This is a genomic window from Pseudomonas shahriarae, assembly GCF_014268455.2.
Taxonomy (GTDB): Bacteria; Pseudomonadota; Gammaproteobacteria; order Pseudomonadales; family Pseudomonadaceae; genus Aquipseudomonas; species Aquipseudomonas shahriarae.
This window is the reverse complement of sequence record NZ_CP077085.1, coordinates 3406890-3433193: the sequence shown is the minus strand read 5'-3', so window position 1 is coordinate 3433193 and position 26304 is coordinate 3406890. Positions and strand designations below refer to the sequence as shown.

Annotated in this window: 25 protein-coding genes; 12 read left to right on the top strand and 13 right to left on the bottom strand. The window is 62.5% G+C overall.

Going from position 1 to position 26304, the window contains the following annotated elements; translation table 11 throughout:
* The 3 genes from icmH to HU773_RS15185 all read left to right on the top strand — a co-directional run bounded on the left by icmH (position 1) and on the right by HU773_RS15185 (position 5292).
* Positions 1-867, top strand: a complete 867-nt coding sequence (gene icmH, locus HU773_RS15195; protein ID WP_057959353.1) for a type IVB secretion system protein IcmH/DotU — start codon at positions 1-3, stop codon at positions 865-867.
* Positions 868-882: 15 nt separating this feature from the next.
* Positions 883-4269, top strand: a complete 3387-nt coding sequence (gene tssM, locus HU773_RS15190; protein ID WP_186625176.1) for a type VI secretion system membrane subunit TssM — start codon at positions 883-885, stop codon at positions 4267-4269.
* Positions 4270-4410: 141 nt separating this feature from the next.
* A complete protein-coding gene (locus HU773_RS15185; protein ID WP_225923882.1) occupies positions 4411-5292 on the top strand; it encodes a serine/threonine-protein kinase in 882 nt (293 codons plus the stop codon).
* On the opposite strand, the gene HU773_RS15180 is transcribed toward HU773_RS15185, so the two are convergent.
* Positions 5289-5627: a DUF6388 family protein gene (locus HU773_RS15180; RefSeq protein ID WP_057959356.1), complete on the bottom strand. Its 339-nt coding sequence runs from the start codon at positions 5625-5627 to the stop codon at positions 5289-5291. The genes HU773_RS15185 and HU773_RS15180 overlap by 4 nt on opposite strands.
* 32 nt (positions 5628-5659) lie before the next feature.
* Positions 5660-5920, bottom strand: a complete 261-nt coding sequence (locus tag HU773_RS15175; RefSeq protein WP_057436888.1) for a hypothetical protein — start codon at positions 5918-5920, stop codon at positions 5660-5662.
* A gap of 366 nt (positions 5921-6286) precedes the next feature.
* Here HU773_RS15175 and HU773_RS15170 point away from each other — a divergent pair, with 366 nt between their 5' ends.
* From HU773_RS15170 to HU773_RS15160, 3 genes are all read left to right on the top strand, one after another.
* Positions 6287-8389: an EAL domain-containing protein gene (locus HU773_RS15170; RefSeq protein ID WP_186625172.1), complete on the top strand. Its 2103-nt coding sequence runs from the start codon at positions 6287-6289 to the stop codon at positions 8387-8389.
* Positions 8390-9207: 818 nt separating this feature from the next.
* A complete protein-coding gene (gene praB / locus HU773_RS15165) occupies positions 9208-9717 on the top strand; it encodes an alkane oxidation protein activator PraB (RefSeq protein ID WP_057436883.1) in 510 nt (169 codons plus the stop codon).
* Positions 9718-9817: 100 nt separating this feature from the next.
* A complete protein-coding gene (locus HU773_RS15160; protein WP_186625171.1) occupies positions 9818-11260 on the top strand; it encodes an outer membrane protein transport protein in 1443 nt (480 codons plus the stop codon).
* Between the two features lie 100 nt (positions 11261-11360).
* On the opposite strand, the gene HU773_RS15155 is transcribed toward HU773_RS15160, so the two are convergent.
* The 11 genes from HU773_RS15155 to HU773_RS15105 all read right to left on the bottom strand — a co-directional run bounded on the left by HU773_RS15155 (position 11361) and on the right by HU773_RS15105 (position 20407).
* On the bottom strand, positions 11361-12821 hold the full coding sequence (locus HU773_RS15155; RefSeq protein WP_186625169.1) for a cytochrome D1 domain-containing protein: 1461 nt from the start codon (positions 12819-12821) through the stop codon (positions 11361-11363).
* Positions 12818-13651 (bottom strand): uroporphyrinogen-III C-methyltransferase, encoded by an 834-nt coding sequence (gene cobA / locus HU773_RS15150; RefSeq protein ID WP_115128345.1) that lies wholly within the window; start codon positions 13649-13651, stop codon positions 12818-12820. Before cobA ends, HU773_RS15155 begins: the two co-directional genes overlap by 4 nt.
* 67 nt (positions 13652-13718) lie before the next feature.
* Entirely contained in the window at positions 13719-14897 is a 1179-nt protein-coding gene (gene nirJ, locus HU773_RS15145) for a heme d1 biosynthesis radical SAM protein NirJ (RefSeq protein ID WP_115128344.1), read from the bottom strand.
* A 57-nt stretch (positions 14898-14954) separates the two neighbouring features.
* The gene (gene ahbB / locus HU773_RS15140; protein ID WP_169989810.1) at positions 14955-15485 is read right to left on the bottom strand and encodes a siroheme decarboxylase subunit beta; all 531 of its coding nucleotides are present in this window, start codon (positions 15483-15485) and stop codon (positions 14955-14957) included.
* Positions 15460-15903: an Lrp/AsnC family transcriptional regulator gene (locus HU773_RS15135; RefSeq protein ID WP_169989811.1), complete on the bottom strand. Its 444-nt coding sequence runs from the start codon at positions 15901-15903 to the stop codon at positions 15460-15462. Before HU773_RS15135 ends, ahbB (HU773_RS15140) begins: the two co-directional genes overlap by 26 nt.
* Positions 15896-16411, bottom strand: coding sequence for a siroheme decarboxylase subunit beta (ahbB, locus tag HU773_RS15130; protein ID WP_057436868.1), 516 nt, complete (start codon positions 16409-16411; stop codon positions 15896-15898). The genes HU773_RS15135 and ahbB (HU773_RS15130) overlap by 8 nt, the downstream gene beginning before the upstream one ends.
* On the bottom strand, positions 16408-16866 hold the full coding sequence (locus HU773_RS15125; protein ID WP_186625167.1) for an Lrp/AsnC family transcriptional regulator: 459 nt from the start codon (positions 16864-16866) through the stop codon (positions 16408-16410). Before HU773_RS15125 ends, ahbB (HU773_RS15130) begins: the two co-directional genes overlap by 4 nt.
* Before the next feature lies 1 nt (position 16867).
* Positions 16868-18040: a cytochrome D1 domain-containing protein gene (locus tag HU773_RS15120; protein ID WP_115128341.1), complete on the bottom strand. Its 1173-nt coding sequence runs from the start codon at positions 18038-18040 to the stop codon at positions 16868-16870.
* Positions 18037-18363 carry a c-type cytochrome gene (locus HU773_RS15115; RefSeq protein ID WP_169960664.1) on the bottom strand — a complete coding sequence of 109 codons (327 nt, stop codon included), beginning with the start codon at positions 18361-18363 and terminating at the stop codon, positions 18037-18039. The genes HU773_RS15120 and HU773_RS15115 overlap by 4 nt, the downstream gene beginning before the upstream one ends.
* 16 nt (positions 18364-18379) lie before the next feature.
* On the bottom strand, positions 18380-18694 hold the full coding sequence (locus HU773_RS15110; RefSeq protein ID WP_057436867.1) for a c-type cytochrome: 315 nt from the start codon (positions 18692-18694) through the stop codon (positions 18380-18382).
* Positions 18695-18718: 24 nt separating this feature from the next.
* Positions 18719-20407 carry a nitrite reductase gene (locus tag HU773_RS15105; protein ID WP_186625166.1) on the bottom strand — a complete coding sequence of 563 codons (1689 nt, stop codon included), beginning with the start codon at positions 20405-20407 and terminating at the stop codon, positions 18719-18721.
* Between the two features lie 188 nt (positions 20408-20595).
* Here HU773_RS15105 and HU773_RS15100 point away from each other — a divergent pair, with 188 nt between their 5' ends.
* The 6 genes from HU773_RS15100 to HU773_RS15075 all read left to right on the top strand — a co-directional run bounded on the left by HU773_RS15100 (position 20596) and on the right by HU773_RS15075 (position 26296).
* Entirely contained in the window at positions 20596-21372 is a 777-nt protein-coding gene (locus HU773_RS15100) for a CbbQ/NirQ/NorQ/GpvN family protein (RefSeq protein WP_186625165.1), read from the top strand.
* The gene (locus HU773_RS15095; RefSeq protein WP_120733274.1) at positions 21356-21922 is read left to right on the top strand and encodes a cytochrome c oxidase subunit 3; all 567 of its coding nucleotides are present in this window, start codon (positions 21356-21358) and stop codon (positions 21920-21922) included. The genes HU773_RS15100 and HU773_RS15095 overlap by 17 nt, the downstream gene beginning before the upstream one ends.
* Positions 21919-22140: a cytochrome C oxidase subunit IV family protein gene (locus HU773_RS15090; RefSeq protein ID WP_057959367.1), complete on the top strand. Its 222-nt coding sequence runs from the start codon at positions 21919-21921 to the stop codon at positions 22138-22140. The genes HU773_RS15095 and HU773_RS15090 overlap by 4 nt, the downstream gene beginning before the upstream one ends.
* Positions 22141-22293: 153 nt before the next feature.
* Complete coding sequence (locus tag HU773_RS15085; RefSeq protein WP_057436856.1) at positions 22294-22812, top strand: sigma-70 family RNA polymerase sigma factor; 519 nt, start codon at positions 22294-22296, stop codon at positions 22810-22812.
* Positions 22809-23744, top strand: coding sequence for a FecR domain-containing protein (locus HU773_RS15080; RefSeq protein WP_186625164.1), 936 nt, complete (start codon positions 22809-22811; stop codon positions 23742-23744). The genes HU773_RS15085 and HU773_RS15080 overlap by 4 nt, the downstream gene beginning before the upstream one ends.
* A 161-nt stretch (positions 23745-23905) precedes the next feature.
* On the top strand, positions 23906-26296 hold the full coding sequence (locus HU773_RS15075) for a TonB-dependent receptor (RefSeq protein WP_128592979.1): 2391 nt from the start codon (positions 23906-23908) through the stop codon (positions 26294-26296).
* Positions 26297-26304 lie beyond the last annotated feature (8 nt).

Genomic DNA, 26304 nt, shown 5'->3' with positions numbered 1-26304 from the left:
ATGACGATGGAAAGGACATACCCGCAGGATGACAAGACGGTCCTGCTGGATCGTCATGGATTTGGCCCGGCGCAGGGCGCCATCACGGATTTCGAGGCACCACCGCGCTTTGAACAGCTTGAGGACCGGATGATGTACGCCGCCCATTTGCAGGGCGCAGAACACTTCAGGCTGGGGCTCAACCCGCTGGTGACAGCGGCCTGGGACCTGTTGTCGGAGGTGGTCCGGCTCAAGGGCGGCACGGCCCGTGAAGGCCTGCACGCGCTCAATGATCGGTTGTCATCGGGCATTACGCTGTTTGAAACCCGCGCCCGCCACGCCGCAATCCTCGACAGCCAGATCACGGCGGCGCGTTACGTGCTGTGTAGCGTAATAGACGAAGCGGTGGTGACCACGGCCTGGGGCAGTCAGAGCGACTGGTCGCAGATGAGCCTGTTGAGCCGCTTTCATAACGAAACCTTTGGCGGCGAAAAATTCTTCGAGCTGCTTGAGCGATTGTCCAGGGATCCGATCAAGCATCTGGCGCTGCTGGAGTTGATGTACGTCTGCCTGGCGCTTGGCTTTGAAGGCAAATATCGGGTGATGGAGCGTGGCCTGCTGCAATTGGACGGCATTCGCGACGCTTTATACCGGCAGATCATCCATGTGCGCGGCCACGCGCCTCTGGCCAGTGAGCCCCGGCCACCGTCCAGCCGCAAACCCCGGCAGGCGATGCGCATTGTTTCTGCAACCTGGGTCTGGGTCTTCGTCGTAATGGGCCTGGCCCTCATGTATTCAGGGTTCGCCTGGGTGCTTGGAGAACAGCGCGAGAGCGTGCTCAAAGCCTATCTGCCGACCACCACCGACATCATCCGGACACCGCAGTAGCGCAGGGAGCGATCCATGAAAAATCTATTCAAAATGCTGGCCTCTGCCTTGGGTCTGACCTGGGTCTGGAGCTTGCTGCTGGTACTGTTGCTAGCGTGGACCGTGTGGCGGTTCGGGCCGCTCCTGGCGGTCGATGACAAGCGTTTCTGGCTCGGTGCGACATCTCGCTTATTGACCATCAGCGGCTTGTTCCTGGCCTGGGGGTTGGCAATGGTCTTTGCCCAGCGGCGCACCCCCGCACAATCCCCCGCACAGGCTTGCGGCCCGGACCAGGCGCTGCCTAAGTCCCGCAAGGGCCTTGTGGAGCACGAACAGCACAACGTGCGTGGCCGCTTCAAGGAAGCGCTGCACACCCTCAAGGCAGCGCGGCGTTATGGCAAACGCAGCGAACGTTGGCGCAACGAATTACCCTGGCACCTGGTGATGGGCGCCAGCGCCAGTGGCAAGACCTGCCTGTTGCAGGCGGGTGGCATGCAGCTGCCATTGGACCGGACTGATTGCGGCGCCCCCCACACTGCCGGCGCAATACCCCATTGCGAGTGGTATTTTGCCGATGAGGGGGTCCTGATCGACACCCCGGCGCGCTACCTGGCCCATGCCGACAGTGAGGTCGATGGTGGCGGCTGGGCGACTTTGTTGACGCTGTTGAAAGCCCGGCGCCGTGCGCGCCCGCTCAGCGGCGTGCTACTGACACTGTCGGTGGATACCCTACTCAATGGCAGCGAGCAGGACCTGAGCGTTGCCGCGCGCCAGTTCAACAGCCGTCTTCACGATCTGCAGCAGACCTTGCATGTGGAGTTACCGGTCTATCTGGTGCTGACTCAGGCGGACCATTTGCCCGGTTTTGTCGAGTTCTTCGAGCGAACGGAGGGGCAGGGCAGCGACGGTCTGTTGGGCGAGCCCATCGTACCCGGCACGGCGGGAACCGATAACGCCCAGGTGCGCCAGGCATTTGAAGCCGTGCTGCAGCGTTTGAGCGGGGAACTGATACAGCGCCTGCATCTGGAGCGCAGCGGCGAGCGCCGCGGGCGTATGGTGGATTTTCCTCGGCAGGTGGCGCAGATCGGCGAGCGCCTGTGTCTGTTTACCGAACTGGCGTTTTCTGCCCATCGTTACCAGCGCGTCAACGCATTGCGCGGTTTCTACTTGACCAGCGCCGGTGAGCGTCCACGGTTTATCCAGGGCCTGTTCAGCCGGGTGGTGTTCGGCGAGGTCGACCTGGCCGGCCTGGACCACCGGGAGCGCGCGCAGATCCGCCGGCGCCAGCGAGGCCTGGCCCTGGCTGCCTTGCTGGTGCTCGGCGGCGCAGGTTCGCTGTGGATGTACAGCTATTCGCAGAATCATCAACGCCTGGAACAACTGCGGGAGTTGGCGCGGTCTCCGGCTCCTCGGCAGGCGGCAGAAGACCCGAGCGTGGCGATAGTTCCACTATTGGACCGTCGATGGGCGGCCACGCAGGTTTTTCCGGCACCGCAAGGTGCGGGATGGTTGCAGTTTTCAGGTTTGTACCAAGGTGACAGGAGCCGCCCGGTGCTGGACACCGCCTACCGCCAGGCATTGCTCCAGCACCTGATGGCACGGGTCAGCGACATGCTGGAGGAGCAGGTGCGCAGCAACTTGCACGACCGTCAGCAGTTGCTTCTCAGCCTGCGGGCCTATCTGATGCTCAATCTGCCTGAGCGGCGGGACACACAATGGTTGATGGATCGCGTCGCCGAGCTATGGTCGCTGCGCTACCCTGGCGACACTGCCCTGCAGAAGCGTTTGAATGCACATTTTGCACAATTGCTTGCGCAACCCTTTGTGGCACCCCTCAACGAAACCCTGGTGGCCCAGGCTCGCCAGGTCTTGAAAGCGCAACCTTTGGCTGGCGTGATCTACCGTCTGCTGCGTGAACAGGGCAGCGAGCTTGAACCCTATCGTTTCGCGCAACACCTGGACCCCCAGGAGCAAGTGTTCGCCGGCATTGACCAACCCATTCCTGGCTTCTTCACCCAGCAGGGCTACCGTCAGTTCTTTGCCGTGCAGGGCACTCGGATGGTCGCGGCCATCGTGCGTGATAACTGGGTACTGGGGGAGGGTACAGAACTGAGTGCCATGGGCCTGCGCCAACTGATGGTCGAGCTGGAGCAACAGTATTTCAGCGACTATGCCCAGGCCTGGGGGGCGGCGCTGGCCCAGGTGCGCTTGCAGGAAAACGATAGCCCCCGCGAAATTGCCGAGCAGCTGGCGGGCCTGACATCAGCCCGTTCACCGTTGTTGCAGTTGCTGCAGCAGGTCCGGGAAAACACCCGTTTTTCAAGCCCTGTCGAACGCCTGGAGGTGCTTCAGTCGGGTTCGCCGGTGGCCCAGGCGGCCGTGGACAGTGTCGCGCAACGGCTGCCCGACACCCCGCAGCGCGCAGTGCAGCGGCGCTTTGAATCACTGCATCAGTTGCTCGATGAGCAGGACAACCCTGGGCCAGAATTGTCCCAGGTGCTGCAAACCCTCAACCAGGTGCATCTGCAGTTGGCCGCCCTTGGGCGGGAGAACCGGCCTGAACGAGCCGCCTTTGAGCTGGTCAAGCGGCGCATGCAGGGACAACAGGACGCCCTGGGCAACCTGCGCAATGCTACGGCGCGCCTGCCGGCTCCCCTCAACGGCTGGCTCGCGGGTGTCACTGATGACACCTGGCGCCTGGTGCTTGACGAGGCCTACCGCCACCTGAACCGGCGCTATCAGAGTGAGGTGTATGGGTTCTATGCTTCGGCGATCAAGCAACGCTACCCGTTCAGCGCCCATGCCAGCAGCGACGTGGCCCTGAATGATTTTCGCGAGTTCTTCAAGCCCCAAGGGGTGATGGCGCGGTTTCTTGACGACGACCTGCGGCCTTTTGTGATGGGGGACGGCGACCGCTATCGGTTGCGCAGCCTGGATGGCCGCAGCCTGCCGATGTCGCGGGCGTTGCTGGACCAACTGGCAAAGGCGCGCACCATACGCCAGGCGTTCTTCGCCGATGACCCGAGTGAACCGGGGGTGCGCTTTACCCTGGCGCCATACAGCCTGGACCCCACGGTCAGTCGAGCGATTCTGCGGTTCGGCGACCAACAGATGGAATACCGCCACGGGCCGATTGTCCCGATGCTGTTCCAGTGGCCCACCGATACCGAGGACGGGCGCAGCAGCCTGGTGCTGGAAGGTATGGCGCAACGGCCAATGGGCATCGAGAAAAACAGCGGACCATGGTCGCTGTTCCGCCTGTTTGACTTGCTGCAAGGCGAACCCTCGAATGGCCGCGATGCGCGCCTGCTCAAGGCGGACATCGGCGGCCTGCGAGCCCATTATCTGTTGACCAGCCAGCGCACGCCGAACCCGTTCGAGATGGCGACGTGGCGGACCTTCCGCATACCGGAGCAACTATGAGCCCATGGCAAGACACCTGCCGCAACGCAATGGGCGAGGCGTTGAACCCGGAACACCCGAATTGATGCTGGATCGCGGGTTCGACGGGGCATTGCGTGGTCAGGCCAGGGATAATCTGACGGCCCTGGTGATGCAAGCATGATGGAAAACCAGCCCCAGCCTGGCGCCTGTGCCCCGCTCATATCGAGCCCGCTGCCGATGTTGCTGGGCGGCCGCTATCGCCTTGAACGGGTGCTCGGGGAAGGGGGCATGGGGATTGTCTATCGCGCCCGTGATTTGCTCCACGAGCAATTCGGCGAGCCAAGGCCCCTGGTGGCACTCAAGGTTCTCGGTGAAAGCCTTGCCCAGTCACAGGATGCGCACCTGCTGCTCTACAGGGAGTTTTCCCTGACCCGCAGCCTGGGGCACGCGCGCGTGGTACGGGTGTTTTCGTTTGATGTGGATACGGCGAGCGAAGTGGCGTTCTTCACCATGGAGCTGATGAGTGGCGCGACCCTGGACCAGTTGTTGCTCGACTGCCCGCGCGGGGTGCCTTGGCAAGAACTGCGGCGTATTGCAACGGGGCTGCTGGACGCGCTGGGTTACATCCATCGACAAGGTGTGTTGCACGGCGATGTGAAGCCCAGCAATGTCATGTTGGGCGATGACGGGGTGCGCCTGTTTGACTTTGGCCTTGCCCAGGCGCTTGCGCCGCCGCTGTCCGGGCTGCCGGCCTTGAACCCACAGCGCTTCACTGCCTGGACACCGGCCTATGCCGCCCCGGAACTGCTGGACGGCGCACCCCTGTCAGCCAGTAGCGAGGTCTATGGTGCAGCGTGTCTGGTGTATGACCTGGCGCTGGGCAGGCGTAGTACACAAGGCGCGCGACTGGCGCCTCCGCGACAACTGCCCCGGCGTTGCTGGCCGGCACTGAAAATAGCGCTCAATGGCGACCCGCAGCGGCGAACCATCACCCTCGACGAGTTGCAAGTGGCCATGCAGTGTGAACATTCGGTGGTGGGCCGCTGGTTCGCTGCCCGTTAAGGTGAACTGTCTGCCAGACCATGCAGCTGACAATACTCAGCCCACTCCAGTCCCGCCATCTGGGCCACTTCCTTGTGAACCTCCAGGCGCTTGGCCTCGAACTCCTGTGGCGACTGGCTGATCAGTTGCAGTGTCAGTTCCCAGGCAAACAGGTTGCGGGCTTCTGCCTCGGCCTCAAAGGCCTCATGCAGGCGCTCGGCCCGGTATTGCGCCATGGTTTCCCGCTTGGCCTGGGCCGCCAAGGGGTTCAGCGTGTCCAGTTCGGTGCGCAGATCGGGGTGCTGGCTCAGGAATATATCCAGGGCAAGCTGAAGGTTTTCGCCAGGTTCAGACAAGGGGGGACTCCGCAAATACAGGTTGCGCGACCTCAGGACGAGGCTTGTTCGTAACGGCTTTTGCGTCGGGCGCGTTTACGCAGCCGATTGGCTGTCCACTGTTGCAGTGGATCCAACAAGAAAAAAAACAGGTAGGCGGTCAGCACCAGGGTCAAGTCGATCCAGGTTTTGCTGATAGGCCCTTCGACGGCTTCAACGGCGGCCTTGATCAAAAACAGTACAGCGACCCCACACAACCAAAGCCCTACGGTGAAAACCAGAGGTCGCGCACGATTTGTAAGCCTGCGTTGCATGTTCAATACATCTCCCTGAGAACGCTGGGTCAGTCGGCGTACCGATGCCTGCGGGTGTAAACGTGGCCTGCGGATCGAGTCATTCGATGCCGGCCTGCGGGTCGACAGACCCGTACAGCTCATGACAGGAGCGGGTGGCAGTTGGTTCCGAAAACCTGCGGTACCCGCGTGGGCAGCAAGGCCCTCACGCACGGTATTGTTTCAAAAAGCGTAGGAAATTACACCCTTGTCTGCACGTCTGCTGGTATCCCAGGACGACGCATCGATGCCAAACGCGGCAAAATCCTTTCATTTTCGGGGCCCGGCCGTGTAGCGTTAAGCCCTCGTTGAAGACCGGTGTGATGGCCCGAGGGCAGGGAGATAGTCATGGCGCAGACGCTGTTCAAGCTGTTCTTCACCCAACGCCTGGCAGCCCTGGCCAGTACGGAGTCGCTGCGAGCCATCCGGGAAGGCCTGTTATGGATCTTGCCATGCTTGCTGGTCTCGGCGGGTTTTCTGCTGTTGTCCGAATGCGCCCGCATTCTCGACTTCCCATCGCCGGTCGTGGCATTCCTGGCCGGCCTGCATGCCAAGATCAGTTCCGTGATCCCGCTGCTGGTGGCCGCTTCCATCGGCTATATGCTGGCAATCCAGCACCGCTTAGCGCAGTTGCCAGTAGCGTTTTTGTGCCTGGCACACGTGGTCATTGCCTCCTTTGTCCTGCGGGACTATCCACGTGCGTCGGCAACCTTTGTCCTGTTTATTGCCATCGCCTCGCCGTTGATCAATGTCCCGGTGATTGCCTGGCTGCATCGCTACCGCTGGACCCGCTTGGTCAACGCAGACCTGGTGGGACACAACCTCAGGGGTACGATCAACATGGTGGTACCGGGAGCAATCACCGCATTGCTACTGGTGGTGACGTTGTCGTTGCTGTTGCAGGTTGCTCATGTGGCGCAGTTCCAGGGCCCGGTGATGCTCGATACGCTGCAGTCCCCTTATGGCACCGGTGTGTTTGTCACGGCGATCAATTCGCTGCTGTGGTTTTTTGGCATCCATGGCGTGTACGCGATCCAGCCGCTGTTTGATGCCCTGGACCAGGCCGTGATACTCAATGGCGCGGCATTGGCGGCGGGCGAGCCCGTCCTGTATGCGTTGAATGGCGGTCTGCTGGGGTGCTTTGCCTTTATTGGCGGGGCTGGCGGTTCCCTGTGCCTGTTGCTGGCGATTCTGCTGTTTTCCAAGAGCCAGTCCATGCGGTTGCTGGCGGTGGCCAGCCTGCCGCTGTCGTTGTTCAACGTCAGCGAAGTGCTGCTGTTTGGCTTGCCGATCATTCTCAACCCGCGCCTGTTTATCCCTTTTTTAGCCGTGCCGGTGATCAATACGGTGCTGGCATTGCTGGTGGTGCAGGCCGGCTGGGTCTCGCCAGCGGTGGCCAGCGTGCCGTTCACCGCGCCGGTGCTGCTCAACGCCTACCTGAGTACCCAGGGCGATCTGGCTGCGGTGGCGCTGCAACTGGTGCTGCTGGGAGTCGGGATACTGGTCTATGCGCCCTATGTCCGCGCGATTCATCGGCAGGCGGTGGAGGGCGGTACGGTTTACCTCAAGTCTTTCGACATGACCTTTCGCGGGCTCGAAGAAAAAGGGCGTCTGCTGGAACTGGACCCAGTGCTGACCGCGCACCGGGCGCTGGCACGCCAGGCCAGTGCATTGAGCAGGATCCAGCAGATCAGCGACTACGAGTTCTACCTGGAGTACCAGCCCCAGGTGTCCTCCCTGACGGGTTTGTGCACCGGCTGTGAAGCGCTGATGCGCGCGCGCGATAGCCAGGGCAAGGTGCATTCGCCGTGGGAGTTCCTCCAGTGGCTGGCCCAGGCCCGGTTGATGCCGGACGTGGACGTGTGGGTCGCCTCCCAGGCCGTGCGTCAGTACCAGAAGTGGCAGAAAATCGGCTTTGCCCTACCGATCACCATTAATGTCTCCAGCGCCACCCTGACGAACCCCGCCTATGGCAGGCAACTGGTGGACATCCTCTCCCTGGCCCACGGCCATGTGTCGGTGGAGATCACTGAGGATGCGCTGGTGGGCGATATCCAGGCGACCCGGCAGATGATCCAGAAGCTGCAGGCCATTGGTGCCAAGGTCTATATCGACGACTTTGGCACGGGGTTTTCGGCGCTGAGTTACCTGCACCAGTTCCCGGTGGACTTCATCAAGATCGACCGCAGTTTTGTGGTGGCCCAGCAGGACCCCAAGGGCGCGCAGGTCTTGACCGGCATGCTGCGCTTTTGTGAGGCGCTGAACCTGGGGGTGGTGGTGGAAGGGGTGGAAACCGCTGAGCAGTTGGCCTTCCTCCAGTCGGGCAGGGGGCACGCCGGGGCGGAGTTGATTATCCAGGGCTGGTATTTCAGCAAAGCGTTGCCCGGCGACGCGGTGCAACGATTTGTTCGCGAGCGGGCAGTCAAGATGAATGATGAGGCCGGTGCATAGCCACGTCTTGCATTGATCCTACAAATAAGTCCTGCAAATAATTCCACTCTATATTGTGCCTTGACTTCCCGTGCGCTGGCGCTTGCGCCGAAGTTGGCCGGTGGTTCGAGTTATTCGACTTTCCTACGAGTATAAAGCTGTTGCGTAGGACTTCTCGTAAATGGAGGGTGCCCCTCTGGCGTAAGTAATTTTTTCAGGTAGATTATTTGATACGAGTTTTAAAAAGAAATTTCTAAATATAGGCTCTTGTGGAGGCGATTGACTTGTCTGCAATGTTTTTAGGCGCAATTTTCTAGTTTAAGTTTTCGTACTTGCTTGGGGCCTTGTTTGATGTCGGCACTGCTCTGTATCTATGTTCTTTATGGAAGGTGTTGGCAAAGGGCTAATCAAGTCCTGCAGTATCGACCTGTCGCCAATGCCCACCCGGCAAGGCTCCTGGAGTGGGTGTAGCAGTACCAGCATCGTCTGGCTTGATCTGAATGTCGTGGGTTTTTTCGGAGTCGATGGGGCTCACAAACGCTTATTGCCAGAAATTTGTCTGCCTTGGGGTTAGGGACGTTACTGAGTGTATGTGGCGTTAAATAAAGATGCAGCGCGCCCTATGTAAGTGTTCGGCAAGCCAGAAACTAACGAGTGGTAATAAAACAGAGCCGCTCGGGGTTTTATAAGTTTAAAAAGGTTCCTGGATTGATAAGCGATTTAATGCCGTTATTTGAATTGAGATTTGGTCGGAGAGGGGGTGTCACAGCTTCAATGTGAACTCTTGCTCATGGCCATTACCCCGGCGAAATAGTTCGCCATCCATGTGAGGAAAAATAATGAAAAGTTTGAAAGCCCTCGTTCGTGTAAGTTCGTTTGCTCTGTTGTTCGGGGCGGCTTCCATGGCCAGCGCCGTGTCGATTATCCCGGAAGGTCCATTTACCACTGAGGCAGGCACGATTGTTGTAACGTCGCCATCTTCCTTCGGGGCTCCCATTACCTGCGGCGTCACTTTCGGCGGCAATGTATCCGCAGGCGTAGCCACCATCACTTCGGCAACGCTCACTGGCGGTGGCCTGTGCAATCTGCCGAAGATGAAAAACGTTCCGTCTCCGGGTTGGGTATTGACCGCGACCAGCTATAACGCGAGCACCGGCATCGGTAGCGGCACCGTCTCAAACGTGGGTTGGACCGTGGCGTTCCCTTCCTCCAACTGCGGCCCGGGTACCCTCAATGGCGAGTGGAACCAGGCGACTCGCACGTTGACCGGTAAAAACCAGCCGCTTTCCGGCAACTGCGCCGTCCAGTCCCTGACCGTCAAGGTCCCGAGCCTGAGCGTGGCGCCTTGAGCCATCGCGCTTGCTAGTGCAAAGGGCTGATCACCCGTGAAAGGCAGGTGCCTTATTCGAGGCACCTGCTGGGGTGGGTAACGATACGACGGAGTGGTGCATGAAACACAACAAACAGCAGGTCCTGGCATTCTTTGCCCTGGCAGTGTTGGGTGGGCTGACGGTTGCGGCGTGCCCGGTCCAGGCCGGCGGGTTCATGACGCCGACTGCCAACACCGCAGGCTGGGGCCGGGCGTTCGGTGGCGGTTCGCTGTTCAGGAACGACCCATCAGCGGCCTTCAACAACCCGGCGGCGATGGCCTTTATCGACCGGCCCGTTTCGCAGTTCACCCTCAACTACGCCAATGTCGACATCAAGTACAAAGGCTCGGCGTATGACTACGCGGGCAATCCCGCATCCATTACGGTCCTTGATCCTGATACCGGCCTGCCGACCTCGACGCCGCGCACCGGAGACGGTGGCCAGGGTGGGTTTGAAGCCTGGGCACCGACGGGCTTTACGGTTATCCCGATCAACGAGCGTTTTGCCTTTGGCCTGAGCCAAGTGGTGCCCATGGGGGCCCGCACGACGTGGGACGAGGACTGGAAGGGCCGGGACTTTGCGGTAGACACCAAAATCGAAACCGTGGGCCTGACCGGTTCGCTGTCGTTCAAGGTCAATGATCAGTTCTCCATCGGTGGCGGGGGGATTTTGCAGCACACCGCAGGCTTTGTAAGCCAGAACGTTGACCTCTACGCCGCCGCTGCGCAGTCACCGGACCTGGGCTACACGCCGTTTCCCGCCGGCCAGGGCCTGGCATTGATGCGGGTCAAAGTCGACAACACTTCCCTGGGCTGGTTTGCCGGTATGGCTTGGAAGCCGACCTCCCGGGATACCTTGGGCCTGAACTACCACGCCAAGATCAAGAACAAGCTGGAGGGCAAATACAATATCTACGCCGATGCACTCTCCAGAGATGTCATGACCACCCCTGTGCTGGATGGCAAGACCCTGGTCGAACTGGCCTATCCAGGCCTGCATCTGTATCCCGGTGGCGCCAATGCCTCGGCCCAACTGGACATCCCGGCCAATGCCTCCCTGGATTGGGTACACCAGTTCTCCGACCGCCTGACCTTGGGCGTGAGTGCCACCTGGACCCAATGGTCATCGTTCAAGGCCCTGACCTTGAAGTCGGATGGCAGCACCCTGGTGTCGATTCCCTACAACTACAAGAACACCTGGATGTACGCCCTCGGCGGCGACTACAAACTCTCCGATGACTTTACCCTGCGCAGCGGTGTGGCCTTCGACCAGACCCCGACCCCCAACTCCACCCGTGACCCGCGGATTCCTGATGGCGATCGGATATTTGCGTCCCTGGGGTTTGGCTACAACATCCGGGCGGTTCCGGGCTTGAGTATCGACGGTGCCTATTCACGGCAGTTTGTAGAAACCGTCAAGCTCAAGACCAAGAACGTTGATCGCCTTGGCGCGGCGTCGCTGGACGGCAAGGCCCAGCTCAAGGGCGAAGTGCTCAGCCTGGGGGCTACCTACGCCTTCTGATCCAGATCCCGTGTGGCAGCGGGCCTGCCCGCGATGGCGGCCCTTCAGTCACCGCCGTTATTGGCTGGCACGGCACTGTCGCCAGCCATCCAGCCCCCCATCAATGCGAAGTCCCCTCCGCAAACTCAATCTTGTTCCCCACGTTGTACTTGCCCGAAGGCTTGTTCATGGGGATCCGCTTGACCTCCTGCAACGTCTGGCTGTCATACACGATCAACGCGCCCTCGCGATCCCAGATGCTCAACAGCAAGTAGCGCCCATCCTTGGTGAACTCCACATGTGCTGCGGTCTTGCCCGGCATGGGCCGCAGGGTATGGGCGATTTCCAGGGTCTGCTTGTCGATCAAGTGGATCGCATCGTTGCCGGGTGCGAAAAACACATCACTCCACACATAGCGCGAGTTGCTGTGGCTGCGCATAAAGAACCCCGGCCCGAGGGTGGGAATTTCCTTGATCAGTTTCCAGGTCTTGAGGTCCAGCACCGAGATCTGCCCCTTGCTGATATTCGGCGTGGCAAACACCCACTGCCCATTGCGTTGCCAGTAGGTCCCCGAGCCCAGGTGCGGCATACCCGACAGCGCGATGTCGGTGACCACCTTCCCGGAGTCGAGGTCGATCACTTGCCCGCCACCGGCCTTGCGCGAAGTGGCGAGCAGTTGCCGGTAGTCAGGGGAAAAGGAAAAGTCATCGAGCACGTCCTGGGCCTGGATGTGCCGGGGCTCGAAGCTCGGGGTCGCGGCCGCGTAGGACAACTCCCAGACCTCATTCACATCCTTGAGGGCGACGATAAAACTGTTGCGCGGCGGTGCGGTGTACACCGCGCTGACCCGCGAATTCGTCGGTAGGGTCTTGACCAGCGACAGGTCGCGCGCATCCAGCACCACCAGGTTACCCGGCAGGTAATTGCCCACCAGCACCCAGCGCCCGTCCTTGCTCACCGCCAGGTTGCGGGTATTGAGGCCGGCGCGGACCTCGGCGATCAGCTTGAGGTTATGCAGGTCATACAGGCTGATCCAGCCGTCGCGCGAAGCAAAGTACACAAAGCGCCCGTCCGGGGAAAACTTCGGCCCGCCGTGTACGGCAAAGTGCGAGGCAAAACGGTCGAGCACCTCAAAACGGTCACCGTCGAGAATGTCGATGTGATGGTCACCGGATTCCACCACCACAAACAGGTTCAGCGGGTCGGCGTGATGCTGCGGGGTGCTCGGCAGTTGGCTGAGGTCGGCCAGTTGGCGGTGGCTGCTGCGGATATCCTGCTCGTTCCAGGTCGCGGGCGTGGCGGGCGGCTGTTGCAGGAACGTCACCAGGCCGTCGATCTGTTGCGCGCTGAGTTGACCGGCGAATGCCGCCATCTGGCTGGCCGGGCGCCCGTGTTCGATGACCTGGCGAATCTCGGCCGGCTTGATCCGCCCCAGGCTTTCCGGCAACAACGCCGGGCCGGTGCTGCCGACCCGGTTGAGGCCATGGCAGCTCTGGCAATGCTGCTGGTAATCGGCGGCGGCATCCGGCGCACCGTGGGCGGCGCTGGCCCAGAGCAGCGGCACCAGCCACAGGCGCTTCATACCGCCACCCTGGGCCGCGCGAGATGAGCGGGCGCGAGGCTGGCGGGGTAGTGCAGGGGCGCATCGGCAAACAGATCCACCACATGCCCGATCACCGTCAAGGTCGGCACGCCGGGCTCGCACATCAGGGCCAGGGCCGGCAGTTGGCGCAGGGTGCCGCGATGCACTTGCTGGTCGACGCGGGCCCCATTGCAGATCAGCGCCGCCGGCGTCTCGGCGGACAGCCCGGCGCCGATCAGGCGTTCGGCGATCATCGCCAGGTTCGACAGGCCCATGTAGAACACTAGGGTCTGGCTGCCGTCGGCAAGGCTGTCCCAGGGCAATTTCAACTCACCGTCGCGCTGCAAATGCCCGGTGACGAAGCGACACGAGTTGACCAGATCACGGTGCGTCAACGGGATGCCCGCATAGGCGCTGCAGCCGGATGCTGCGGTGATGCCTGGCACTACCTGGCACGACACCCCTTGCGCCAACAGGTATTCCAGCTCTTCGGCACCGCGGCCAAACACGAACGGGTCGCCGCCCTTGAGCCGCACCACGCGCTGTCCTTGCTGAGCCAGTTCGGCCAGCAATTCATTGATCTGCTCCTGGGGCAGGCTGTGATATCCGCTGGCCTTGCCCACGTAATGGCGGGCGCAGGTCAGCGGGATCAGGGTCAGCAACTCGGCACTGATCAGGCGATCGAACACCACTGCATCCGCCTGCATCAGCAGGCTCCAGGCGCGCAGGGTCAACAGGCGCGGGTCGCCGGGACCGGCGCCGACCAGGGCGACTTCGCCGGGGTGGAAGGGGCTGTGCAGCGCGTAGGGTAAGGCGTAGGTTGAGTGCATGAGACTTCCTTGGTTCATCATCAGGTTGGCGCTCCCCGGTTGTTTCACCAGGTGAGCGGCCGGTGGTTCAGCGTGCCGAGCAAGGAATCAAGGTGGGCGGGGTGCGGGCGATTTCTGCGTTGCTGAGGTAGCAACCGGGGTCCGGGCCCCAGAGATCGCCGTCGGCCCAGGCGCGGGTGCGCGTGTTGCCGTTGCAGATGTTCAGCCAGCGGCAGTCGGTGCAACGGCCACCGACCTCCCGCGGGTATTGGCGCAGGCGCAGCAGTAACGGGTCGGGGCGTTCCAGCCAGATTTCGCGAAACGAGGTGCGGCGCACATTGCCCACCGAGTGTTGCCACCAGTAAGTGTCCGGGTGCACTTCGCCGGTGTTGTCGATATTGGCGATACCGCTGCCCGAGGCATTGCCGCCCCAGGCATGCAGCAGGTGTTCGAGTTGCGGGTAGTGTTCCGGCAAATGCTGATGCACCCATTGCAGCAACAGCACGGCGTCGGCGTCGTTGTTGCCGCTCACAAAATCGCTGGCCACGCCGTTCTGGACGTCGTTCCAGGCCTGCTGGAAGATCATCAGCATGGCGTCGCGGCTCATCTGCTGATGGGCGTCCAGTTGCCGGCTGCGCTTGCCGCGCCCGCTGTAGTTGAGGTGCGAGAGGTAGAACTTCTGCACATCGTATTCGCGCATCAGCCCCAGCAGTTGCGGCAACTGCGCGTGGTTTTCCTGGGTCAGGGTGGTGCGCAGGCCTACACGAATGCCAGCCTGGCGGCACAGGCTGATGGCATGCATCGAGCGCTCGAAACTGCCCTCGCACTGGCGGAATGCATCGTGGGTGGCCTTCAAGCCATCAATGCTGATGCCCACATAGTCAAAGCGCGCATCGGCGATCTGCTGGATATTGCCTTCGTCAATCAACGTGCCATTGCTCGACAGCGCCACGAAAAAGCCCTTGGCGCGGGCATAGGCGCTGAGCTGGAACAGGTCATCGCGCAGCAAGGGCTCGCCGCCCGAGAGGATCAACACCTTGACCCCTGCGTCGTGCAGGTCGTCGATCACCTTCAGCGCGGCCTCGGTATCCAGCTCATCGCGGAACACACTGTCGGCGCTGGTGGCGTAGCAGTGCTTGCAGGTCAGGTTGCAGCGGCGCAGCAGGTTCCAGATCACCACCGGCGCGCGGTCGCTGCCCGGTTTGGCGCTGCGCGGTGGTGGGCATTGGCCGGCCAGGGTGCGCAGGTAATGACTGATCCTAAGCATGGGGTGGTCCTTGTGTGGGGGAGCTGTCTCGCCCTGCGAGGCTGCGTTAGCGGTGGGTCATCCAGCATCTGTGTGGGCAGCTTCCACCGTGGATCGTTGGGTCAGGCGCAGGCCGGTTTTTTTCAGGATGCGACTGCTCACCAACATCTCGTCCGCCCGGCTGGCATCGCCCAGCAAGAAGCGCAGGTGTTCACGGTAACTGTCGATTTCTTCGCGGCTGCGGCCATGGACCATGGCGAACAGGTTGTAGGGCCAGTCCGCGCGCCGGGGCCGGCGATAGCAGTGGCTGACAAAGGGTTGGGCGCCGATCAGTTCGCCCAGGCGCGGCATCTGTTCATCGCACACATCCCACACGGTCATGCCGTTGTGGCGATAGCCCAGGCGATAGTGATTGGGCACGGCGGCGATCCGGCGGATCGCGCCTTCACCCTGCAAGCGCTTGAGCAGGTCCAGGGTGGATTCGACGCTGATCCCCAATTGCTCGGCGAGCCAGGTCCAGGGGTCTTCCAACAGGGGCAGGCCGGCGTCGGTCAAATGGATCAAGCGCTGGGCCAGGGTCTCGTCAAACCGGGAAGTACAGACCGACATGGTAGGTTTGCTCCTTGGGCAGGTTAAGCACCTCAAGCCCGGTGATGGTGTGGATGTGCGAGAGGGTCTGCTCGAGGTCTTCGGCGGTGCCGCAGGCCAGCACAAACCACATGTTCCAGTGATGCTCGCGCCGGTAGTTATGGGCCACTTGCGGGAGTTCGTTGAGCTGCGTCGCGACCTGTTCAAAGCGTGCTTCAGGTACCGCCAGGGCGGCCAGGGTGAATGCGCCGCCCAGGCGCTCAATATCAAACATCGGCCCGAAGCGCGTCAGCACGCCGTCTTCGAGCAGCAGGTGCAGGCGGTCGAGCAGTTCGTCGGGCGTGCTGTGCAGCTCTGCAGCCAATAACTGCCACGGGTGACGAACCAGGGGCAGGCCCCGTTGCAGGCGGTTGATCAACTGACGGTCAAGTTCATCCATGGGCCCATACCTGGGATGGCGGTGGCGCAAAACGCCCGCCGCACTGCTTGAACATGCGTGTACTGAATAACAGGTGGTGGGGCAGGTCGCTGAGCAGGTGCTGTTGCAACAGTGCCTCGATCTGCGCCTGCACCGCTGCGCGCTCACGCCCGTGGACCATGCAGAACAGGTTGTAGCGCCAGTGCGGCAAGCGCCGTGGCCGCTGATAGCACAGGGTGATGCCCGGCGCGCAACCCAGGCGCTGGCCGACTTCGTCGATCAGCGCATCGGGCACATCCAGCACCAGCATCGCGTTGGCCACAAAGCCCAGGGCGCGGTGGTTGAGCACCAGGCCGACGCGGCGGAACAGGCCCTGCTCCTGCCATTGCTGCATCTGCCGCAACACTTGCTGGTGATGGGCGCCGATCTGCTCGGCCAGGTCTTCATAGGGCCGCGACACCCTCGGCAGGCCGCGCTCCAGGCATTGGCGCAGGTCGAGCAGTTGCTCGTGGTTCAGCGGCGCGATCACAGGTGGCCTCCCAGGGCAAAGCCCAGGTCGATGCGGTAGGAGGTGAGCATCGGCAGGTCCAGAGGGATCAGGCCGGTGTCTTTTTCCAGTTCGTCGAGAATCTGTTCCAGGTGCCGGCGATTGGGCCCGGTCAGCACAAACCATAGGTTGTAGTGATGCTCGCGGGCGTAGTTGTGATTGACCTCGGGATAGCGACTGATGCTCGCGGCCACCTGCTCCAGGCGTTCGGCGGGCACCGCCAGGGCGGCCAGGGTACTGGCCCCGGCGCGGCTGTGATCGAACACCGGCCCGACCCGTGACAGTGCGCCTGCCAGTTCCAGGCGTTGCAGGCAGGCCATCAACTGTTTCTCGCTGCAGCCGAGGGTGTTGGCCATTTCCATGTAAGGCTCGGCGCACAGCGGCATGCCATGTTGATAGCGGTCGATCAGGCGCGTGGTGAGCTCGTCAAGTTCCATCTCAATACCCCATTTTTTGCGCGCGGCTGCTGAAGAAGATTCCGCTGGGGCTTTCGGCCGGCAGGGTCTTGAGCAAGGTCAAGCGATAAGGATCCCAGACCTGCACCTGTTGGCCGTCGCGAACCGACAGCCACAGCTGCTCACCGCGCCCGGTGAATTCCATATGCAGCACACCAGGGCCGGGACGCAGGTCCGCGACCACCTGGTGGGTTTCAGTGTCGAGCACCTGTACCCGGTCGTTGTCCGGGTAGGCGAAGTTGACCCACAACTGGCGCCCGTCGGGCCGTGCGGTGACAAAAATCGGTTGGCCGGCCACGGCAATGGTGGCGGTCTGTTGCCAGGTGCGTGCATCCATCACCAGCACCTGATGGCGGCCCACGGCGGGCACGAAGGCCTGGTTATCGGCCACGGCCCAGCCTTCCAGATGCGGCATCTTGTACACCGGCAGTTTTTGCTGGCCGCGACCGTAGTCGGCGAGCACACGCTTGACCCCATGTTCGGGGTGCCACAGGTCGAGCTGGGCCATGCCGTCCTCGCCAAACAACCCGGCCATGTAGTAACGGCCATCGGCGGTGATCAGCGCGTCATAGGGCTGGCGACCAATGCCAGTGAAGCGGGTGATGGCCGGGGTGTTGCCCTGGCTGAAATCGGCGCTCCAGATCTCGTCGGTATCGAACAGGCTGAACACAAAGCGTTGTCCCGGCGCATCCACCAGGCCCACCACCCGCGAGCGTTTGCCGTCGGCCAGGGGCGTGGCCGGGATATCGGCCACCTGTTGCAGGGTCACGGCGTCGAACACCTTGACGCCACCGGGCTGGTAGTTGGAGACGGCAATCAAACGCCCGTCCTGGCTGATCGCGCCACCGATGCTGTTGCCCCCCTGGATCAGGCGTTTGTCGATGCGCTGGGTCAGCAGGTCGACCTTGGTCAGCCCGCCGTCACGGCCAAACAGGTAGGCGTAGCGCTGGTCCCGGGAAAACACTGCCGAGGCGTGGGACAGGTCGCCCAGCCCCTCGACCCGTGCCAGGCGGGCCTGGTGGCTGCTGTCGATAATCAGCAGGCTGCCGCTGGCGCGCTCCACCACCAGGCCCAGGTCGCCGCTGCCGCGCAACGGTGGCTGGGAGCAGGCGGTGAGCAACAGGCCGGCAATGCAGGCAAGCAGGGGACGGATCATGGCGCGGGGGTTCCTTGCAGGAGGCGATCCACCAGCCAGGCAATATCGCCGGCATTGAGCAACGGCGCCCAGCCGGGCATCGCCAGGGCAGGGCGGCCATAGGTCACGGTGGCAATCAGGCTGTCGCGGGTTTGCCCGGACAGGGCTTGCGGGGTCAGGGCCGGGCCCAGGCCACCGGTCAGGTGCAGGCCGTGGCAGGCGCCACAGTCCTGGGTCAACAGGTGTTCCAGTTGGACCTGGCGCGCAGGCGCCGGTGCTCCGTGCACCGGCGCAGGAATGAGGAAGAGCAGCGCCATGGCCGAACCGATCATCGAGATTTGCATGGCGCGCTCCTTGTGCTTATTTCAGACTCAACACCCATTGGGCGAGGGTCAGGGCTTCGGCATCCGTGACGGGGTTGGCCGGCATCGGAATCGGTCCCCAGTTACCCTGGGTGCCGTTCTTGATGTGGCTGGCCAAGGTTTTGTCAGCGTCCTTGACGCCGGCATTTTTTGCCGCCACTTCCTTGAGCGCCGGGCCCACCATCTTGCTGTCGATGGTGTGGCAGGCGGCACAGGGTTTGCTCTTGAACAGCGCCGCGCCGTCATCGGCCATTGCGGTGGACAGGCTCAGGGCCGCGCCCAGGGTCGCCAGTGCAAGCAGGATATTTTTCATTGGTTTGCCTCTTGTTGATGAAGCTCAATAAATGTCGAATTGGGTGTTGTAGACGTTGAACTTGCCGGTCGGGGTAATCAGGCGCTTGTCCCGGATCACGTTCTTGAGCTTGAGGGTCTTGTCATCGACCACCACCAGCGCCGACTCCTCTTCCTGGCCGTTCCACACCGAGAACCACACTTCATCGCCTGCCTTGTTGTATTCCGGCTGCACCACGCGCAGGGCGCCTTGCTTGATGCCCGACCATTCGGCAATCGGCAGTACGGTGTAGCCAGCGTCGAGCTTGTCGATGTTGAACGCCGCGACCGACTGGCTGAGCTTGGTGTCGGGGTTGAGCGTGGTGTCGACATACAGGTGCCGCGAGTTGGGGTGGGTCTTGATAAACAGCGAGCCACCGCCCTGGCCGTTGAGCGAGGTCACTTGCTTCCAGGCGTACTGCGGGTGCTTGACCGGGTCGGTGCCGATCACCGAAACCCCACCGTCACCCAAGTGACTGGTGGCCCACACCGGACCGTATTGCGGGTGTACAAAGTTGGCGCCACGGCCGGGGTGCGGGGTCTTGCCGACATCCACCAGAGCGGTGAGCTTGCGCTCCTTGGAGTCAATCACTGCAACCTTGTTGGAGTTGTTCGCCGCCGTCATGAAGTAGCGATGGGTGCTGTCCCAGCCGCCGTCGTGCAGGAAGGGCGCGGCGTCGATGGTGGTGATGGTGAGGTTTTTGATGTCTTGGTAATTGACCAGCATGACCTTGCCGGTTTCTTTGACGTTGACGATGAACTCGGGCCATTCGTGGGACGCGATGATCGCCGCCACCCGTGGTTCCGGGTGGTATTCCTGCTTGTCCACGGTCATGCCGCGGGTCGAAACGATCTGCTTGGGCTCCAGGGTCTCGCCGTCCATGATGGTGAACTGCGGCGGCCAGTAGGAACCGGCAATCGCGTACTTGTCTTCATAGCCTTTGAACTTGGAGGTCTCCACCGAACGGGCCTCGATGCCCACCTTGATCTCGGCGACTTTGGTCGGCTCGGCAGGCCACAGGTCGATCATGTCGATCTTGGCGTCACGGCCGATCACCAGCAGGTAGCGGCCCGAAGCGGAAATCCGCGAGATGTGCACGGCGTAGCCGGTGTCGATGAGCTTGACGATTTTCTTGCTGTCGCCGTCGATCAGGGCGATTTTGCCGTCGTCACGCAGGGTCACGGAGAACAGGTTTTCCAGGTTCAGCTGGTTGAGCTGCTTCTTCGGACGGTCTTCGGGTTTGACCAGCAGCTTCCAGGTCTTGAGCGTCTCGGCCATGCCCCATTCCGGTGGGGTGGGCGCGGTGTGCTGGATGAAGGTCGCCATGCTGGTGATCTGCGCCTTGGTCAGCGCATTGGAGGTACCCCAGTTCGGCATGCCGGCGGGGGAACCGTAGGTGATCAGGGCTTCCAGATACGCCTGGCCCCGGGCCTGGGTGATGTCCGGGGTCAGCGGCTTGCCGGTGGCGCCTTTGCGCAACACACCATGGCAACCGGCGCAGCGCTCGAAGTAAATCTGCTTCGAGGCATCGAACTCGGCTTGGCTCAAGTCCGGTGCGCCGGGGCTCTTGACCATGGCTGCAGCCGGCGCGGGAGCCGCGGCGAAGGCCTGTGTTGAGAGGGCCAGGGCCAGGGCCAGCGCGCAGCTGAGCCTGGCCAGCGTCAGTACGAAGGGTGTTTTGTTGCGAGTCAGCATTCCATATCTCCTCAGGCAAGACCTTTGCGATCTGGGTAGAGCGCAGGTTCTTAGTGCCAGCAGAGACTATGTCGCGGCGGGTGAATGACCGCTTGACGGCGATCAAGTTTGCCCTGAGTACGGCTTGCCAGGTTGTCGCAGGCCCCCGTAGCGTGGCTGCCAAACCCGCTGTCCATGCAAGGTGCGCTATGACCGAACCCTTCTACCAAGCCGTCAACAACGAACATGAGTTGTTCGAGCACGCCTGGCGTCACCGCATGCCGGTGCTGATCAAGGGCCCCACCGGCTGCGGCAAGACCCGCTTCGTCCAGCACATGGCCCACCGTCTGCAATTGCCGCTGTATACCGTGGCCTGTCACGACGACCTCAGCGCCGCCGACCTGATCGGCCGCCACCTGATCGGCGCCCAGGGCACCTGGTGGCAGGACGGCCCGTTGACCCGCGCAGTGCGTGAAGGGGGCATTTGCTACCTGGACGAAGTGGTCGAGGCACGGCAAGACACCGCCGTGGTCCTGCACCCGGTGGCCGATGACCGTCGCGAGCTGTTCCTGGAACGCACGGGCGAAGTCCTCAAGGCGCCGCCGTCGTTCATGTTGGTGGTGTCCTACAACCCCGGTTACCAGAACCTGCTCAAAGGAATGAAACCCAGCACCCGCCAGCGGTTTGTGGCGATGCGCTTTGGTTATCCCGCGACAGCCGAAGAGGAGCGCATCGTCGCCCGCGAAGCTCAGGTGGATGGCGCCTTGGCGGCCCAGGTGATGCGCCTGGGGCAGGCCTTGCGCCGGCTGGACCAGCATGACCTGGAAGAAGTGGCGTCCACCCGCTTGCTGATCTTCACCGCCCGCCTGATTGCCGCTGGCATGCACCCGCGCGAAGCCTGCATGGCCTGCCTGGCGGAAGCGCTGAGCGACGACCCGCAAACCGTCGCGGCCCTGATGGACGTGGTTGATGTTCATTTCAGTTGAGCGGCGGCTGCCGGGTGATTTGGCGATGTGGTTCTTTATCCTCGCCGAACTCTCGGTGTTTGCGATTCTGATCCTCGCCTTTGCCGTGACCCAGACGCTGCGGCCCGAGGTCTTTGCCGAGGGCCGCGCACAGTTGGATACCTCCACCGGCCTGGCGATGACCCTCAGCCTGCTGACGGCCGGCCTACTCGCCGCGTTGGCACAGCAACAGGTCATTGCAGGTCGCCCACGGCGGGCAGGTGGGTTATTGGCGTTGGGACTGGCGGTGGCGGCGGTTTATGTGTGGATCAAACTTGGCGAGTACGGGCACCTGGCTGCGGCCGGCCTGGGCCTGGAGCGCAGCACGTTCTTTACCCTGTACTGGATTTTGACCGGGTTTCATTTTCTGCATGTGCTGTTGGGCATGGTGATCCTGGCGTGGTTGGCGTTGCGCTGCTGGCGCCGGGCCTATGGTCCGGGGCGTCAGTCGGGGTTCGAGTCCGGGGTGTTGTACTGGCATATGGTGGATCTGGTGTGGGTGGTGCTGTTTCCGTTGGTGTACGTGTTGTGAAGTTGCTGGCGTGCTGGGCCGGGCTGGTGCTGCTCAGCGTGGGCACCGTCATGTCCGGTGCGGCGGGCTGGTGGTGGCTGGTGGTGTTGGCAGCGGTGGCCAAGGCCTGGGTGATAGCCGATGGGTTTATGGAACTGCGGCATGCGCCTTGGGGATGGCGGGCGGCGATGTTGGCGTGGCCGGTGGTGCTGGTGGCAGGGATGGTCGTGATGCGTTGATGACGATGATGAACCTCCTGGCTGTGGGAGCGGGCAAAGACTTCAGGGAGAGCCGGCGGTCTGCCCGGTAAAAAGATCATGGTGTGGCGCGGGGATATTAAATAGAATTAATCTCATTTGAGACTCACTCGCGCCGCCCAGGGTTCGCTTGCCATGAATGATGCCGTATTGCCAACGACCGCCGCAGAACCCAGCCTGAGCACCTTGTACCGCGACCATCGCAGCTGGCTGGAAAGCTGGTTGCGCCGGCGCCTGGGCAACGCCTGGGATGCCGCCGACCTGAGTCAGGACACTTTCCTGCGGGTGCTGGCCAGCGCCCAGCCAGTGGCGCAATTGCAGGAACCACGGGCCTATCTGGTGACGGTGGGCAAGCGCCTGCTGGTCAATTTCCACCAGCGCCGCAGCCTGGAGCAGGCGTATCTGAATGCCTTGGCACGCCTGCCTGAAGAGTGCGTGCCGTCGCCGGAGCAACGCTGGTTGCTACTGGAAACCCTGCAGGCCCTGGATGAATTGCTTGACGGTCTGGCGCCGGTGGTGCGCCGGGCGTTTCTCTGGAGCCAGCTCGAAGGCCTGGGCTACCGGGAGATTGCCGAGCGCCTCAAGGTCTCGGAGCGCACGGTCAAGCGCTATATGGCCCAGGCCTACGAACATTGCCTGCTGGTGGAACTGTGAGCCGTACCCCAGCGGATGTGGCCCGGGCCGCGGCGCACTGGCTGGCGCTGTTGGAGTCCGGCACCGCTGGCGAGCGCGACCATGCCGGCTTGCAACAGTGGCGCGACAGCCATCCCCAGCACGAACAGGCCTGGCAAAAAGCGCAACTGCTGCGCCAGCGCTTTGCCGACTTACCATCCTCCCTGGCCATGGCCAGCCTCGACCGCCCGCAACCGGGCCGGCGCGCCGTGCTCAAGCGTGCCCTGGGCGTGGCTGCGCTGGTGCCGGCGGCCTGGTTGCTCAGTCGCCAGTTACCCCTCGACGTATGGCGTGCCGACCTGCATACCGCCACTGGCGAGCGCAAGCGCGTGCCGCTGGTCGATGGCAGCACCCTGCAACTGAACACCGCCAGCGCGGTGGATGTGGACCTCGCTGCGCGGCGCCTGACCCTGGTCGAAGGGGAGATGGCGCTGACCGTACCCGGTACGACGGCATTGACCGTACACAACCGTTATGGCCAGGTTATCGCCAGCCAGGCCGAGGTCTGCGTACGCCAGTTGGCGGATGCTTGCCTGGTGTCGGTGCTCAAGGGCCGGATACAAGTACTCGACGGGCACGGGCGTGCTGCCTGGGTGCAGGGAGGGCAACAAATACGGCTGCAACCTGTGGGGCTGGGGGCGCCGATGCCGTTCGACGTGCAGCAACTGGGGTGGCGCGACGGTGTACTGACGGCGCAGAACCAGGCGCTGGGTGACTTCCTGCGCGAACTGGATCGCTACCGCCCGGGCGTCCTGCGCTGGGCCCCGAGCCTGGAAACCTTGCGCGTCACCGGCAGTTTCCGCCTGGACGACACCGACTCCATCCTCAGCCTGTTGGCCACCACTCATGGGCTGCAGGTGCAGTTCCGCACACGCTATTGGGTCACGCTGCAGCCGCGCAAAACCCTGGGCTGATCGCGATCTTATTGTCCAGGCAGATCCCATGGGAGAGCTGGCTTGCCCACTCCCACACAAGCCCTTTCCCACTTTTTTATCGGCCAGTTCGCAAGACCGTGGCCCTTTTTTTCGGCTCGCCTGTCATCCAAGGCAAGTGAACGAAAACAGAGAGCCTTTTAATGCCCGTCGTCCCGCCATCATTGTTGCGCCTGAGTTTGGTGCTGAGCCTGAGTGCCAGTCCGTTGTTTGTTCCTGTGAGCTGGGCCGAGGACGCGGCCCGACGCAGTTATCAGGTGCCGGCCGGCACCCTGGGCAGTGCGTTGACCCGCTTTGCCGGGCTGGCCGGGGTCAATCTGTCGGTCGATCCGGCCCTGGTCGGCGGCCGCCAAAGCGCCGGGATCTCCGGTGAGTTTGCCGTCGAGGAAGGCTTCGCGCGTCTGCTGCAGGGCTCGGGCCTGCAATTGCAGGCGGTGGGTGAGCGTGCCTACACCTTGATCCCCGCGCCGCAGGGCGGTACCTACCAGTTGCCAGCCACCTCGATTCTCGGGGCCGCGAACACACCCGTCGCCGAAACCTACGCCGGTGACCAGGTCACGCGCAAAGGTGCGCAGGGCATGCTCGGCGACGGCGACTTTATGGATACGCCGTTCAACCTCACGTCCTATACCGCCAAGGCAGTGAAAAACCTGCAGGCGCGGACCCTCGGCGAGATGGTTGCCAGCGATCCTTCGGTGCGCATCACCAACCCGGCCGGCGGGCGTTTCGAGCAGTTCTCGGTGCGCGGTTTCAGCCTGTTCAACAGTGATGTGTCCTACGGCGGCCTGTATGGCGTGCTGCCGACCTACGCCATCGACATGGAAATGGTCGAGCGCGTCGATATCCTCAAGGGCCCCGGCGCCTTGCTCGGTGGCATCGCGCCTCGGGGCAGCGTCGGTGGCGGGATCAATATCGAGCCCAAGCGCGCCGGCGACACACCGCTCACCGAGTTCACCGGCAGCTATGCCTCGGCCGGGCAGTTCGGGGGGGCGGTGGATATCGGTCGGCGGTTTGGCGATGAGCAGCAGTTTGGCGTGCGCTTCAATGGCGTGAAGCAGTCCGGCGATACCGAATGGGATCACCAGGAGGTGGACCGTGAAATGACAGTGATCGGCCTCGACTACCGCAAGGAGCGGGTGCGCCTGTCCCTCGACCTCGGGCGCCAGGAACGCACCGGCGACGCACCTCAGGAGCGCGTGGAAATCGCCAAGGGTAGCGTGATGCCCAAGGCCAAGGACATCCGTGACAACTTCGCCCAGTCCTGGACCTACTCCCATACCAAAGACACCTTTGGCGCGGTGCGTGGCGAGTTTGATGTCAGCGATTCATTGATGGTCTATGCCGCAGCCGGGGCGCGCAAAGGCAACTACGACTTCCTGCGCCACGGCGTGCAGGCAACCCAGAGCAATGGCGACTTCACCGTGGTGCCGCGCAGCTTCCGTCGCGACGAAGACGTCAAGACCGTCACCGTCGGCGCGCGCAGTTGGTTCGACACCGGCCCGGTAGGGCACACCCTCAATGTCAGCCTCAATCAGTTCAATATGGATTTCGACAATGCCGGCGAGCGCTACACCCCCGGCAAGAGCAACCTCTACAACCCGGTGGTTTTGCCCCACCCAGGCAAGGCCGTGCGCTGGGACACCAGCACCCACACCGAAAACCGTTTCACCAGCCTGGCCCTGGCCGACACCCTGGCGTTTTTTGATGAACGGGTGCTGCTGACCCTCGGCGCCCGCCTGCAAAAGGTCCAGGTCACCTCCTGGAGCAATGGCATCAAGGATCAGCCGGAGTACGACGAACAAGCTACCTCGCCGGCCCTGGGCCTAGTGGTGAAAGTCACCGATCAGTTGTCCCTGTACACCAACTACATGGAAGGCTTGAGCCAGGGCGAGACCGCGCCATCGAGCGGGGTGCGCAATGAAAACGCGATCTTCCCACCGACCAAGAGCAAGCAGGTGGAAGTCGGCGCCAAGTACGACATGGGCAGCTTCGGCATGAGCGCCAGCGTGTTCCGGATCAAGCAGCCGGCCTATGGCATCGACAGCCAGGGTTTCTTCAAGCCCAACGGCGAATTGCGCAACCAGGGTGTGGAACTGAACGTGTTTGGCGAGCCCCTGACGGGCGTGCGCCTGCTCGGTGGGGTGATGCTGCTCGACAGCGAACAGACCAAGACCGCCCAGGGCCTGACCGACGGCAAGCGCGGCACCGGTGCGCCGATTGCCAACGTCAACCTGGGCGCCGAATGGGATATCCCACGCCTGCAAGGCGTGACCCTGACCGCCCGTGCGATCCATACCGGCGCGCAGTACCTGGATGCGGCCAACCAGCAGAAAATCGACAATTGGGAACGCTATGACCTGGGCGCGCGCTACACCTTCAAGGTCAAGGAAAACCCGGTGACCCTGCGCGCGACCGTGGAGAATGTGCTGGACACCACTTACTGGGCGTCGGCCGCGACCTCCAGCGACAGCGCGCCGGGCCTGACACTGTCGACGCCGCGAACGTGGCTGGTGTCGGCAACAGTGGGTTTTTAATATTCAAA